Genomic DNA, 15,367 nt, shown 5'->3' with positions numbered 1-15,367 from the left:
TTTGACATTAAGTGGCCTCCGCAGTTTCTGGTTGAGTATCTTTCTCTGGATTACTCCAGAAGACTTCATCTTCCGTAATCACAGAGGTTTTATGTATTCCTTTTTCAAGATTTAAAATATTGGGTCTCATATTATCCTCAAGAAGAACAAGATCGTAAAGCTCTTCTACACTTGTTTGATAATTTATGTAACCGCAGGGTTGACCAGTAGGTAGGTAGACAACCGTAATTCCGCAGTTTATGGATCTTTTTGCTACCGGCGCCTCTTTAAAAAGGGAACTATTTGGTCGTAGCTTAGATGTCGCAATAAATAGATAATCTCCGATGCGGTCCATTCCTCGAGCGAATCCATTTAACTGCGTGATTATATCATATGTACCAGATTCTGTATTCACCCGCACCAGTTCGCCAGTGGCAGAAAGGAGCATATAAAGGCCATCGTTGTAAATCCTTGGAGTATGAGGAACAGGAAGTTTATCCAATATGATTTCGTCAGATTCAATGTCGATTAAAACACCACCTTCTAACATCCCTTCTTTCCATTCTCTTGCAGAATCTCCTTTGCCAAGTGCTGAAATATACTTTGGCTTTTGAGTTGAGGGATCAACTGCAAGTCCATTGAGGTGGCACCTGTCTTCTGGCTTTAGTGCTGTAATAAACTTTGGTGTCCAAATGGGCTTGAAACTGAAGTCTTCATCAATCTTGCAGAGGGTAGAAAACATGGTATTTACCCCCAAAAGGCCCTGGTTAGTAAACTGAATATCGTGCATGTCCAAAGGACCTGTATAATAACTTGCTCGAGGCACATACAGGCTGTCATACACATTAGGATTCGGTGCATAGTTTGCGGCCAACCCTGGTGCATTGGACGTCATGATTACTGAGTCATTAATCGCTATTGCCCATTTATTACCTTGCTTCGCCATGCCCATCGGCTTTGGGAATGTTCTAGGCAACTGGATTAATTGATTTTCATCTTTGGCCGAGAATATCACCACTTTGCCTGTTTGATACGTACTAATGGCAATGGAGCAATTTAGTCCCTGCAGTAATTCTGGAATATTCGGCGTATAACTATAACTGAATGGTGGTGGTGGCGGCATAGTTGAATTTTAGTATCACTACAAGTTAAAAAAAATCTTTCATACTCTGTGCTCGCCTATGTTAACAATTTGATTAAAGCTTCTAATATCAAAAAAGCCCACCGATGAGGTGGGCTTGAAATATTAAATATTAATCAAACTTATTGTTTCAAGATTCTGAAAGTTAAGGCTGATTCATTTTTGTCATTATCAAAAAACTTCAAGATATACTGTCCGCTTTGATAGCTAGAAAGATCGATCTTGATATTTCCATCTTCCCCTCTTTGGAGTAATTGATTTAAAACGCGTTTCCCATTCATATCAAAGATGCTCATTGATAAATTATCAGAGAGTATCTTGTCGTAATCAATATTTATTATGTCCGAAGTAGGATTCGGATAGATATTGAAATCGGTAAAAAATTCGCTCGTAATTCCAAGTATCAGCTCGACTACAATTCCATCTGGAGTTACAACAGCAGCAAGTACAAATGAATCATCTGTTACTCCTGCTTCACCGACCTCAAATTCTACAAATGAAGATTCATCTAAAGGAATACCAGGGTATTCGACAAAGAATCTATAGGTGCCTTCAGGAAGGAAGCCGAATTCGAATTCTCCATTATCATTGGTTTCTCCATAAGCAAATAGTACAAAGTCATCATTGTTTTGACCGTTTCTGCCACCAGTTCTTTTTCTTCTTAGTCCACACTTTCTTTTTGAAGCCCTTCTCCTTGCATCAATTCTGCCGCTTGCATCGTCAAAATCTTCTTCGATCGTTCCACTGACATTGCCTTCTCCATCTCCTGGCTTTGTAGGTTCTGGAATAACTGTGATATTTATATTTAGTGATGTATCATTAAATAATTCAAGTACATCAGCTTCTTCCCACAAAAAGACATTCCTATAATAAGTGTCAACATATTTCTCAGGATCTGATGATATACCTACCAGATAATCTTTAAGTATAGCGGGGCCAAATTCAAAAGTAGAAGGGACTTCATTGATACTGACCAAAGTGTCATAACCTCTGGTCTTTCTGATGGTTTCCATTAAAGATCCAGATATATTTTCACTTATTAATTCATCATTACCATCAAGTACATTCACATTGACAATTGCTGTGGCGAGAACATCTATTGGATCAGAAAAAATCGTTAACCCCGGAACATTATCATTCGTAACTCTCACGCTGTAAGCTCCCATATTGGTTCTATCAATGTTTTCAACAATGAATGAGGAGTTGGTTGCATCACTTCCGGAAATATTAGATCCTTCAAACCTCCATCTATAAGAATTGTCCGTTCCGCCAGTAGTAACACTCACTATTTGGTCTCTTCCAACTGGCACTAGCACAGTATCTGTTTGATTTAGCGAGATATTTTTTTGATCACTGTAATCAACGGCAGGTAGTTCTGCAACTGGTTCTAAATCGTCGAATGTGAGCCTATTTTCTGATAAATCTATCGTATTAAGACCTGTTGCTATTGTGTTGTTAAAATCTGGTATGCCAGATATTTCATTTCCAGATATGTTTAATGTTGTAAGATTAGGTAGTTGATTAACTGAAGAACTTAAAGATCCTGTCAACTCATTGTTGGATAAATTAAGCACTTCCAAATTTTGAAGTTTATCAAAGGAAGCAGAGAGATCACCAGAAAGTCCATTATTTGATAGGTCTATTTCTACTACTCTACTGGTCTGTAGTTGAATACCATTCCATGTATTAATATTTCCGTCAAGCCAGTTCGCATTATTGGTCCAATTATCTCCACCGGTACTTTGATATAGGTCCACTAAAGCAAGAGAGTCATAAAATAGATCGCCGGGAGGTTCAAAATTCTCGTAAAAATACATGGTGTATCCGTCATCAGTAGGTTGGCTAAGCATGATATCAATTAGTCCATTGTCATTGAAATCACCAAATGCATTTCCAGTCTGAAATGCAACGAAATTGTTACTTGGCCCTAAATTTCTCTCCTGATTTTGAGCTATTAATATTTTATCAGGAATGGATGTTTCTGTTAGATTATTTGCGGGAAACATATTGGCATTGGCGCTAACTGTAAACGTTGGAATTAAGATGTCATCAGATCCATTCTGGTCATAGTCGCCGATGTTTTGTATTTGACTTCCACCAAATCGATCAATATTTCTAAGATCATCAGAATTTCCAGGCAGCAAAAAAGCGTCATCAATTACATTGTCCATCGTAGGTCCTCCATAGATAGCATGTAATGAAAATGTACCTTCTTGCGGGAAATTCGGATCATTATTATTAAAGTGTCTGAACAAAATATCTGAGTATGTATCATTATTTATATCTGCTGTGGTACTAGTCCACATATATTGTTGACCGTCGAAAAAAGAACTATTAGTAAAATCTACAGATATATCAGCTGCATCGAAATCTGTTTTACCATTTGCACCGAAATAAATTGAATATATCTCCGGGTTATTGTTGAAATTAGGATTGATGATACTAAAATCGTCAATATCATCCCCATTAACATCTCCCAATGCAAACATTTTATATGCAAATGTTCCACTGACCGGAGGAAATACTAAATCAGGTAAATCATCGTAATCCGCTTGACCTCCAAAGTATATAATAATATTACTGCCGGCATTGGCAAAACCTCCAGTTGAAACTCCAATTTCATCAAAACCGTCATTATTTAAATCACCAAGAGTCACAACATTTAGTGGGTCATCATAAATTGTAAGCCCGAAATCTGATGCGCTTCCAGCGAATGGGAATTCAACATCAACAATGTTCGACTGGCTTAGGCCGTTTCTCCCTTCAAGCACAACCAGAGCATTGGTGTTGTCTTCATCATTACTAGCATATTTTGTAAAAACTAAATCACTGTGTGTGTCGGTATTAAATATTCCGGAAGCCATAACACCAACTCTTTCATCTCCAGTAAGTTCAAACGTGATGTCAGGTTCATTGCCAGATATTTGTCTGCTTCCAAAGTAAATATCGATACTTGTGGTATTGGCAACAGCTATATCATCGATACCATCGCCATTCATATCACCTGCATTTACACTCATACGAATTGATTCGGAAGGAACCTGAATTTGGTACGAATGAAAAATATTGGATGGGTTTTGGTTGAACGGAGGGGCAGTTGTAATTCGATACCTACCAGAATTAAGTATTAAATCGGGAGCTAATGAGTTACTTACCAGTAATTGATAATCACCATCTTCTCCTGGATTAATTGAAAGAGTAGGCAACGTTTGCCCAATTAAGGTATCACCATCTAAAAGCCATTGGTATTGATTAACCGTTCCACCAGTTGTAAAATCTAAATTCAATGTGGTGGCCAGATCATAGATGATGCTGTCTTCACCGTAATTCCTTTGGTTGTTATACAATAAAACAGGAACCATCCCAACATTGGGTTCTAAATCTTCAAATGTTAAGTTATTAAACGTGACATCCAGATAATCCACTCCAACACCCGTCAGATCAGAAAGTTCATCAATCTGGTTGAATGAGACGTTGCAAAAGCTAATTAATGCGGCTGAGTTCAATAAGAAATTAAGGTTACCTGTAATCTGATTACTGGTTAAGTCTATATGGGTTGTATTTGGAAATGCATTGGATGGAATTTCTCCTCCTATGCTGCAGCCTATTAAGAAAACTTCCTGAAGGCTACTCATCGCATATAATGCATCAGGTAATTTTCTGACTACTCCAGAACTGAAGAAGTTAGAACTCAAATCCAAGGTTAAAATTTGTGTCAAATCAGCTAGCTCATCAGGGAAAAATTCTGGAGCATCAAAACTGGGGCGAAGATTGTTGCCAGGCAGTCTAACCTCAACTACTCGACCGTCAGCTGAAGTTATACCATACCAATCGTAGACAGGCCCTTCTAACCAATTGGTGTTATTTACCCAAGAGTCGCCATTTGTAAACTCATATAGAGCTACTAGAGCTAACGAATCGGAAGAAACTGTTGAAATTTTTTGCCCAAGGTTTTCTGTAATGACCCCAGAGTTTAATGCAATATCTGAATCTGGGATGAAATTTAGAGATACATCAAAAAACGACGGTGTAAGTGAAGTAAGGTTTGGCAATCCTGTAATGTTGTTGTCCCGAATACTAAATTCATTTAATGAATTTAACCCTGTGAAAGAAGATGGAATATCTCCAGTGAATTCATTTCCCTGAAGCCAGAGAAATTGTGCATTGCTAAGAGATCCAAGAGTGCTTGGGATGTTTCCGTCAAGGGAATTATTAGCCAAATCGATATCCGATAGATTAGAAAGGCTACCTAATTCGGAAGGTATTTGTCCTGTAATGGACGGCATGTTCCAAATTCTAAGCAATTGAAGATTACTGAGATTACCTAATGATGTTGGGATTGGGCCCTCTAGTTGATTGCCACCAATATTTAGCCAAAGCAAATTGGAGAGGTTTCCAAGAGAATTGGGGATGAATCCACTAAATGAATTTTCATCAATGATTAAATACTGAAGGTTAGGTAAAACATCGAGATCTGGTATTGCGCCACTAAATTGGTTGCCAGAGAGAAATACTCCTTGTAATGATGGAGTATTTAGTATTGCATTTGGGAATTGACCATTAAATCCGTTGTATCTTAAATCGATAGTTTGCAGCGAAGCTAGAATTGAATAATCTTCCGGTATAGAACCACTTAGCAAATTTGAATCAACATAAAGGGCTTCAAGGTTAATAAGGTTGGCAATTTCTATGGGCAATGATCCTGATATCTGATTCCCTGAAATACGTAAGTACCTTAAGTTGGATAGGTTTCCAATAGAAGTCGGAATTTCTCCTTCTAAGCTGTTGTATGCAACATCAAGTTGTTCAAGATCAGAAAGAAATTCTATTTCAAATGGAATTGATCCTGAAAATATGTTAGAGCTCACGAATAACTCTGTAAGATTTGGGATATTGGTCGCATTAAGCAAATCCCCATCAAATGAATTTCCGCTTAAGTTTAAATGGGTAAGGGAGATTAGGCTAGCAAATGAGGCTGGTATTTGACCAAAAATTCGATTGCCGGAGAGATCAAGGGATTGAAGGTTTCCAAGGTTCCCTAATTCCGACGGAATCCCATCTATCAAATTATCATTGAAATTTATGGATACTAGTTGATCTAGATTCCCTATTTCAGAGGGGATAAAACCCGTTAAGTTATTGCCTGAAAGATCCAGTGCAGTTACTCTATCTCCAACTACAGTAACACCATGCCATGTCTCAACATTTTGACCAACCTGGAGCCAATTGGTGTTATTATTCCATATTGGACCAGATAGCTGATTATATATTTCAACTAATGCCAAAGAATCTGACATGGTTACTGGGCCGAGTTCAATTGTACTTGGTGGAATGTAAATAGTCGGATTCGTGCTTGGAACTGTTCTTGGTAATAGCAGCTTTAGCTTCTCGTGATATGATTTGTATTTTTCATCTATAAACCCTGATCCCTTCGAGTGTAACATATACTTCTCTTTAAGATCTTTTTCTTGGGATGATAGATTTTTGACTACTTGGTGATCTGTAATTTGATCTTGAGAGTAGGTAATTAGGGAACTAAAAAGATAAATAAGGTAGGGTAGCTTTCTCATGGTAGTGGACTTTATTCACTAAGAAGTTACCATGATCTACACTAGAGGTCTATACCAATCAAGGGGTATTTTTTGTTTACAAATAAGATTTCTTGAATACTTGATATGGAATTCTTGAAATAATATAAAAGCCCACCGATGAGATGGGCTTTTAATATTGGATGTTAATCAAACTTATCGTTTCAAGATTCTGAAAGTTAAGGCTGATTCATTTTTGTCATTATCAAAAAACTTCAAGATATACTGCCCGCTTTGATAACTGGAAAGATCGATCTCGATTTTTCCACCTTCTCCTCTTTCTAGCAATTGATTTAAAACTCGTTTACCATTCATGTCGATGATGCTCATTGATAAATTATCAGAGAGTATCTTGTCATAATCAATATTTATTATGTCGGTGGTGGGATTCGGGTAGATATTGAAATCGGTAAAAAATTCGCTTGTTAAACCAAGAATTAATTCGACAGTAATGCCTGTCTCAGTTACCACCGCGGCAAGAATAAACGTATTATCAGATACACCTGCTTCTCCAATGTCAAATTCTACAAAAGAAGATTCATCTAAAGGAATACCAGGATATTCAACGAAGAATCGATAAGTACCTTCAGGAAGGAAACCATATTCAAATTCACCATTATCGTTGGTCTCTCCGTACGCAATCAATTCGAAATCATCGTCTTGTCCAGTTCTTCCTCCAGTCCTTTTTCTTCTAAGTCCACATTTACGTTTTGCAGCTCTTCTTCTTGCATTGATCCGTCCTTCCTCGTCTTCAAAGTCTTCTTCGATAGTACCAGAAACATTACCATCACCATCATTTTCATCTAAAATAGGTGGAATAACGGTCATTACAATTCGCGTTGCCGTGTCACCTTCAAGAACCAATACATCCGCTTCTTCCCATAAAAATTCATTGCCAAAATATGTTGCCACATACTTTTCTGGATCTGAATCTACCACAACAAGGTAATCGCCAAGGAATACAGGGTTAAATGCAAAGTCTCCATTGTTATTCGTCACTTGATCAAGGGTGTCGTAGTTGCCAGAACTTTCTACTCTTAACAGTAAGCCTTCTATGTTGTCAGATATGATATCACCACCAGATCTAGCAGTGATTGAAACTGTTCCGCTCACCAAATTAAAAGAGGCGAACCCAAGTCTAAAGTCAGAACTTACTATGTCCGGCGTAGCTGAGAAAGCACCCGTTGAAACTTCTGTGGAATAACTAGAGCTATTTAATGTACCACCGCCATAGTTTGTGACGTATCCTTGATTCGATAATTGACCGTAGGAGATCCCATGGCATAACAGCAATGCCATGAAGAAACTTATTTTTTGAAATAGCCGATTCATTTGCTTGCAGCTTTGCTTCCACCCAACATTTTCATCATCTGATCCACCTGAGATCTTAGCTCTTTCACTTCATTTAATGAAGCCTTCAGGTTAGCATTTTCGGACTCTAGTCTATCTACTTTGGCATTTAATTCCTTCATTGCTTCAATGAGTACAGCCGTCATTTGAGCGTAGTTTACAGCCTTCATTCCATTTTCATTAGTTATTACAAATTCTGGATATACTTCCTCGACTTCCTGAGCAATTACACCTATCTGGTTTCTCTGAGATTTATTTTCATCTTTCCACTGATAGGAAACTCCTCTCATTTTGACTGTCTTTTCTAATGGAGAATCAAGGTTTTGGATATTCTTTTTAAGTCTTCTATCAGAAGTTTGGACCATGCCATCCGATGAGGTAAGCGTGTTCCCAGATACATCTCCACTAGCAAAAATGTTTCCTAGATTTCCGTCAAGAGCTATGGTATTGGTTCCTCCATCGTTATTCAGGTTTAACGATCCAGAACCTGCTTCATAGAATAGTTTGTTTACATCTGATGAATTTTGAATGGCTATTCCACCATTATCAGTAGATACAAAAAAATTAGCAGCGCTTCCACCGTCAGTTCTATTTGCAGAAATGCTTCCACTACCTCCATTTAACGATACTCTATCCGCAGACCCTGTCGCATCACGCAACGTAAAATATCCTCCCTCAGCGTCCCCTCCATAAGAGCTTATCCATACAGTTTCATTAAAGATTCCTCCATTTTGACTATTTCCCATGAAGAATACTCCACCAGAATTTCCACTAATATCATTTGCATGAAGCCCAATGTTTGTGACTGCCCATGAACCACCATCATCGTTTTGACCATAAATGTTTATATGACCTAAGTTATTATTGGCAAATTGATCAGCTGAAAGCGAAATATTTGGTGTGTTTGTACCATAAAGATTCATTTGACCGGAAAAGCCTGTAGGATCGCTTCCTCCTGGATCAGTGGAAGAAAAAAGATTATGGGTGAAGTTTCCAGTATAGTTATAAATATCTAGTCCTCCTCTACGATATCCATCAGAATTTGGCGTTCCAAATTGATCAGTATCCGATACGTATGCGTCGACCATTAGCTGTGGACCATCTCCAGTGGAATTTCCACCGTACAAGTCCATGAAGCTATTCTGTCGACCTTGAAGTATCGTTCCAGCTACTACCGCACTATGAAGATCTCCCGAAACATTATCTCGACCGTTTAACTGGATATATCCACCTGTACCAGTACCTCTATCTGTGGTCATAAATGCTCCAGTCCTATTCAACGAATCGACTAATATCATTGTACCGTCATAGCCATTATTGTCGGCCAATAGGCGGACTTTAGTATCATCATTAATGCCAAGAATATTTACTGAGGCTGAAACTATTGAATCTATCTCAACTGGTTGGGTCCCGGTATATGGTAGCAATGGCGAGTGTAGTGTTACGGCACCAAGATCTTCACCATTTACTGTAAGATCCATAGAAATTTCTCTGTTATCTCCAAATAGGTCTTCCGGGAGTGGAGTGTCTGACCCAAGGACCACAGAGTAATAGCCATCAACAACGGATACATTTGATTTGGTTTCTGACCATGCAGGAGTTGCAATACTAAAATCTATCGTGGCTGTTCCATTAAATGGTCTTCCATCATCAAGAAGGCGCCCTTGAAAGGGTATTTGTTGTGCAGTAACACCCGCTACTATAAAGAATGTAAATGATATTATACTGTAAAGTCTTTTCATTTTTACGTGGTTAGTGAATTAAAAAATTTCAAAACACAACTTAGTTACCGTAGTTGTTTACTTCAATACCTCTAAAGAGGTATTTTTATCAAATGATAAACCACCAAAAAGCCTATGAGTAAGAAAGTATTAGACAGTTACAATGACATTTTTTCTACGTTTAAAGAGTTTAAAGGGGAGACTTTAGAGAAGCATGTAGATAAACTTCGACAGCTTGATCTGTTAATACCTCATAGTGCAACATTCTTTTGTGTAACAAACACAAGCACTCAATCTTTCGAGTATATCAGCAAGAATTTTGAACCCACAATGATGTTAGATATTGATGAAATGTCTAATGGAGGTATGAAATTTTGGTGGAGCCAAATGCACCCTGAAGAAATGCAAACTTGGCTTCAATCCCTTAAAGATTTAATGATATTCACAATGGGGAATATTGCGTTGGAAGATCGAAGGCGTATGACTTATACCTGGAATTATAGGGCAAAAGATGGAAAAGGTACATTTAAAAACATCATTCAACATACCACTCCAATGTTTTTTGATGAGGAAGGAAAGCCGATTGTAGGACTTGCTCATTATTCAGTGCTAGAGGCACATGAGAAACTTCCAATCCAAGCGACTGCCAAGATTCTGAATGCTAATGATGAATACGAAACATTATTTTATCAGACGTATGGAGGTCAAAAGTTGTTGGTGCATGATATCTCCCATAGAGAAAGGGATATTTTAAGACTGATTTCTTTCGGGTTGACGAATGATGAAATTTCTGAAAAACTAAATATCAGTGTGCATACGGTGAAAACACATAGAAAAAATGTGATGACTAAAACAGGGAGTAAGAATACTACCCAGTTAATAGCTATGTGCATTCGTCAGGGTGTGATATAAAAAAAGCTCCAATCGTATGATTGAAGCTTTGATTCTGTTGGCAAAATAGCTACCTAATATTCGTCTTCATTGAAGAAGAAGTCTTCTTTCGTCGGGTAGTCTGGCCATATTTCTTCAATATTTTCAAATGGCTGTCCATCATCCTCAAGTTCCTGCAAGTTTTCTACAACTTCCAAAGGAGCTCCGGATCTAATTGAATAATCTATCAATTCGTCTTTAGTTGCTGGCCATGGGGCGTCTTCTAAATAAGATGCAAGTTCAAGTGTCCAATACATATTCTAGCCTCAGTTTATAAGTCTTGCTTTAATAATGCGCGCAAATATATATTATTATATTTTATGTGCGCTAAATCAAAATTATCATTATTAGCAAGGTAAATTTCTTACATTAAAACACAAGAAAAAGTTTCTAAAAATTTTTAAAAATCTCCTGAATCAATCCATTCTATCAGTTTCGACTTCACTTCAATCTTGCGCTTCTGACCTTTTATCTTACTTTCTACCAGTTTGTTCATTTTACCATCGCTGGAAGAAAAATTAGCAGAGTTTTCTTCGTAAGTTTTTAGATCTTCTGCATCTCTGGATATTAAATCCTTAATAATTCCAGTCTTAATATTTTTTTTCTTCTCAGGTTCCAGTTTATCAAAGTCAGGAAATCTTTTGTTAGCCAGTTTTGCTACAAACTCCCGCTCGTTTAATAACTGAATAAGCTCCAGGCACTTGAATTTATCTGGATTTTTCCCGCGATCTCTGAAGAGCTCCTTTTTCAATTTGGTAAGTGCTTCTCCATCGAAAGGTTCTTTTCTTGCCTTTATGGCTTGCAGGTGAGCAAGTTTATCTGAATAATCAACTGGTGGAACAAACTTTCTCCCTTTTAGAAGTTGGTTAAATTCTGTGTGAAGTGGTTGATAAAATTCCGCTGGGATTCCTCCAACTTCCTTCCATCCTTCTTTCAACTCTTTTACTTTGGTGAAGCGCTCCTTTCCATGAATGTCAGCAAGATTCTTAGCTTCTTCTATGATTTCTTGATATTGACGCTTTCGATGTTCAGTTAGTTTTACCTTATCCTCGAAAAACTGTTTTTTACGATCATAGAACTCCTGAATTAGTTTCCAAAATTCCTCTTCTAAACCTTCATTTTTGTCTTCTTCTGCGCTACCCGTTTTTATCCATCGAGTTTTTATATCATTAACCTTTTCTGTTGCCTCTTTCCAATTGATTATTTCTACGGCAGCTTTGGTTTCCTCGAGGAGGTTGTTCTTGATTTCAGAATTTCGTACCCTATTTTTTTGAATAATATCTCTGACAAGAGATTCATTTTTTTCAATTTTATCCAGAAGAATAGCATAATTACCCAATCCGTCATGAAGCGGGAGGTGCTCTCTTAAGTGCACCAATTTCATCAAGAAAGAGCCCTTATTTTCCGTAGCATTAATTTTTTCAATGACTTCATCAATTTTCTTTTCAAGATCTGAAAATCGATCTTGAAAAAATTGAGTAGACTTTTCTGCGTCCTCGTCACGGACTTCTCCGATTTCTCTCTCTGGATTTTTCCCCCAGCTGTTTTGAAAAACCTTTCCGTCTTTGATATATCCGAATGGTACCTGTATGATGTCCAAGGTGAGTGTAATTCTTAAATGCGTAGTATCTTCGATTTCTAATCAAACTTAAGCATGTCAGACGAAAAGATCATTTTCTCCATGTCGGGGGTAAATAAGATTCACCCACCGCAAAAACAAGTACTTAAGAATATCTATTTATCATTTTTCTATGGTGCGAAAATAGGCGTATTGGGCCTTAATGGGGCTGGTAAGTCCTCATTACTTCGCATAATCGCAGGAAAAGATACAGATTATCAAGGTGAGGTTGTGTTTTCTCCAGGATTTTCTGTCGGAATGTTGGAGCAGGAACCGGAGCTAGATCCTGAAAAAACAGTGATTGAGATAGTGAGAGAGGGAGTAAAAGAGATAAATGACTTACTGAAGGAATATGAGGAGGTGAATGCAAAGTTTACTGAACCAGAAATTCTTGAAGACCCTGACAAAATGAATAAGCTCATTGAAAAACAGGGAGAGATTCAAGAAAGGTTAGATGCTACTGGGGCTTGGGAAATAGACCATAAGCTCGAGAGGGCGATGGACGCACTTAGGACTCCTCCAGAAGATGCCGTGATAAAAAACTTATCGGGCGGTGAAAAGAGAAGAGTAGCGCTATGTAGGTTGCTTTTAGAACAACCGGATGTTTTATTGCTTGATGAGCCTACTAACCACCTTGATGCAGAATCTGTTTTATGGCTTGAGCAGCACCTTCAGCAATATGAAGGCACAGTGATAGCTGTGACTCACGACAGGTACTTTTTGGATAACGTTGCCGGGTGGATTTTAGAACTTGACAGAGGAGAGGGAATTCCATGGAAAGGAAATTACAGTAGCTGGTTGGATCAAAAAGAGAAAAGACTGGCCAAAGAAGATAAACAGGAATCGAAAAGACAAAAAACGCTACAGCGTGAGCTTGAGTGGGTTCGAATGAGTCCTAAGGGCCGTCAGGCGAAAGCCAAAGCACGTTTGAGTGCTTACGATAAGCTTTTGGGAGAAGAGGCAAAGGAAAAAGAAAAGCAGCTTGAACTCTATATACCTCCAGGACCTAGGCTTGGAGCTAAGGTGATAGAAGTAAATGGAGTTGCAAAGGGCTACGGTGACAAGCTTCTATATGAGGACCTTTCTTTCAATCTACCTCAAGGTGGAATAGTTGGAGTTATTGGCCCTAATGGTGCTGGTAAGTCTACACTTTTTAAAATGATTACTGGTAACGAGACTCCTGACAAGGGTAGTTTCGAGGTTGGAGAAACGGTAGTAATGAGCTACGTTGATCAAGAACATGATCAGCTTGATCCTGACAAAACGGTATTTGAAGTTATTTCTGAAGGCAATGAGATTATAGATCTTGGTGGGCGTGAAATGAATGCCCGAGCCTATGTGAGTAAATTCAACTTTTCAGGCAATGACCAAGGTAAAAAAGTAGGAGCGTTATCAGGCGGTGAAAGGAATAGGGTCCATTTAGCACTAACTTTAAAAAGAGGTGCTAACCTTATTTTACTTGATGAGCCTACCAATGATTTGGACGTCAACACTTTGAGAGCACTTGAGGAGGCGCTTGAAAATTTTGGAGGTTGTGCCGTTGTAATAAGTCACGACCGCTGGTTCTTAGATAGAATAGCAACTCACATTTTGGCTTTTGAAGGGGATTCCCAAGCTTACTGGTTTGAAGGCAACTTTACCGACTATGAAGAAAATAGGAAAAAGCGATTGGGAGATGAAGAACCGAAACGAATTAAATACAAAAAACTGATGTAAGAATCTAATAGAGTCTTGAAAAGCCGGATACTCCGGCTTTTTTTATTTGCTCATTTAATAGCGATAGATTTATTTCACGATGTACTCAAAAATCCTTTCAGTAGTATTTGCGCTTGTTATCTTTCTTTCAGCTATGCTTATCATCAAGGTTGAGCAAACTAGAAGAGAGTTAAAGCGTGACTTTGTTGAATTGTCCAAAGCCAAGTATGGAATCTTTAACATAGATGTTTGGAAGGAAGAGATTTCGAACATTATAGCAAATAAGATTGATGAGTTTCAGTTTGATCCTGAGAATAGACAAGAATTGATAAATAAGTTGGAAACACTTCTGAATGAGGGAGTGGATCTTCTAGAAAAATCATACAAGAAGCAAAGAAGCTCTTCGATCAAAGGATTCTTTCAGAATGCATTGACCTCTGGAATAGAGCTATTCGATAAGATCAGGGAAAACATTCCTTCATTTGCGGAAACTATTGTTGATGATTTGGAAAGGCCGGAAACCCGAGCTCAAATCAAGAAATACATAAAAGTAAAGATTGATCAATACACCAACGAAACATTTGCTCAAGTAGACTATTCAGACAGAAATAAGATCATCTTAAAATATGATAAAGAAACTCATAAAGCCACTTTGGAACATCTTGAGGGTGAACTGGATGCAAGTGAAAATCGCTCGTTAAAATTTAAGTTAGCTATATACATAGGATTAATGGTGATATCCTTAATACTTCTATTGAAGAAAAGTGAGTTAAAACTAGAATTAGTTACAGCTATTATCGTCTGTGCAGGATTATTGTTTCTTGGTTTATATCTCCCTATGATTGATATAGATGCAAGAATTTCAAGATTCGATTTGACCATATTGGATCATCACATAGATTTTGAAAATCAAATATTGTATTACAAGAGTAAAAGTATTCTTGAGGTTGTTGGGTTGATGTTGGCTCAGGCTAAACTGGACGTTGCTTTCGTGGGATTTTTAGTTCTCTCATTTTGCGTACTATTCCCAATGGCTAAGCTTGTATCGTCGCTTGTTGTTTTGATGAATAGAGAAAAGCCAATAAATGGTATTGTGAAATTTTTCGTTTTTAAATCTGGTAAATGGTCAATGGCAGATGTGTTGGTAGTGGCGATTTTTATGTCTTATATAGGTTTTTCCAGTATCCTAACTGAGCAATTGAATCAGCTTGAGAATGTAACGAATTCGCTTGAGGTGCTATCTACAAACTATTCAGAACTCAACACAGGGTTCTTCATGTTTTTTGGATTTGTATGCCTTAGCTTAATTATTTCTGATCGTATAAATAAAGTACCAGCATAAAAA

Annotated in this window: 9 protein-coding genes; 3 read left to right on the top strand and 6 right to left on the bottom strand. The window is 37.8% G+C overall.

The window, feature by feature from the left end:
* Positions 1-7: 7 nt before the first annotated feature.
* From ACY650_RS05515 to ACY650_RS05500, 4 genes are all read right to left on the bottom strand, one after another.
* On the bottom strand, positions 8-1,102 hold the full coding sequence (locus ACY650_RS05515; RefSeq protein ID WP_462252556.1) for a TIGR03032 family protein: 1,095 nt from the start codon (positions 1,100-1,102) through the stop codon (positions 8-10).
* 140 nt (positions 1,103-1,242) lie between these two features.
* Positions 1,243-6,690 (bottom strand): T9SS type A sorting domain-containing protein, encoded by a 5,448-nt coding sequence (locus tag ACY650_RS05510; RefSeq protein WP_462252554.1) that lies wholly within the window; start codon positions 6,688-6,690, stop codon positions 1,243-1,245.
* 174 nt (positions 6,691-6,864) lie between these two features.
* A complete protein-coding gene (locus ACY650_RS05505) occupies positions 6,865-8,007 on the bottom strand; it encodes a T9SS type A sorting domain-containing protein (RefSeq protein WP_462252552.1) in 1,143 nt (380 codons plus the stop codon).
* 29 nt (positions 8,008-8,036) lie between these two features.
* On the bottom strand, positions 8,037-9,800 hold the full coding sequence (locus tag ACY650_RS05500) for a tail fiber domain-containing protein (protein ID WP_462252550.1): 1,764 nt from the start codon (positions 9,798-9,800) through the stop codon (positions 8,037-8,039).
* A gap of 114 nt (positions 9,801-9,914) precedes the next feature.
* On the opposite strand from ACY650_RS05500, the gene ACY650_RS05495 reads away from it, so the two are divergent.
* Complete coding sequence (locus ACY650_RS05495) at positions 9,915-10,691, top strand: LuxR C-terminal-related transcriptional regulator (RefSeq protein ID WP_462252548.1); 777 nt, start codon at positions 9,915-9,917, stop codon at positions 10,689-10,691.
* 53 nt (positions 10,692-10,744) lie between these two features.
* Here the strand turns inward: ACY650_RS05495 and ACY650_RS05490 are convergent, their stop codons facing one another.
* Positions 10,745-10,966, bottom strand: a complete 222-nt coding sequence (locus ACY650_RS05490) for a DUF2795 domain-containing protein (protein WP_089356648.1) — start codon at positions 10,964-10,966, stop codon at positions 10,745-10,747.
* Between the two features lie 143 nt (positions 10,967-11,109).
* On the bottom strand, positions 11,110-12,309 hold the full coding sequence (locus ACY650_RS05485; protein WP_462252546.1) for a DUF349 domain-containing protein: 1,200 nt from the start codon (positions 12,307-12,309) through the stop codon (positions 11,110-11,112).
* Between the two features lie 54 nt (positions 12,310-12,363).
* On the opposite strand from ACY650_RS05485, the gene ettA reads away from it, so the two are divergent.
* A complete protein-coding gene (ettA, locus tag ACY650_RS05480; RefSeq protein WP_462252544.1) occupies positions 12,364-14,043 on the top strand; it encodes an energy-dependent translational throttle protein EttA in 1,680 nt (559 codons plus the stop codon).
* A gap of 79 nt (positions 14,044-14,122) precedes the next feature.
* Positions 14,123-15,364 (top strand): paraquat-inducible protein A, encoded by a 1,242-nt coding sequence (locus ACY650_RS05475; protein WP_462252542.1) that lies wholly within the window; start codon positions 14,123-14,125, stop codon positions 15,362-15,364.
* Positions 15,365-15,367 lie beyond the last annotated feature (3 nt).

Source organism: Ekhidna sp., assembly GCF_963691765.1.
GTDB lineage: Bacteria > Bacteroidota > Bacteroidia > Cytophagales > Cyclobacteriaceae > Ekhidna.
This window is presented reverse-complemented; position numbering and strand designations above follow the sequence as displayed.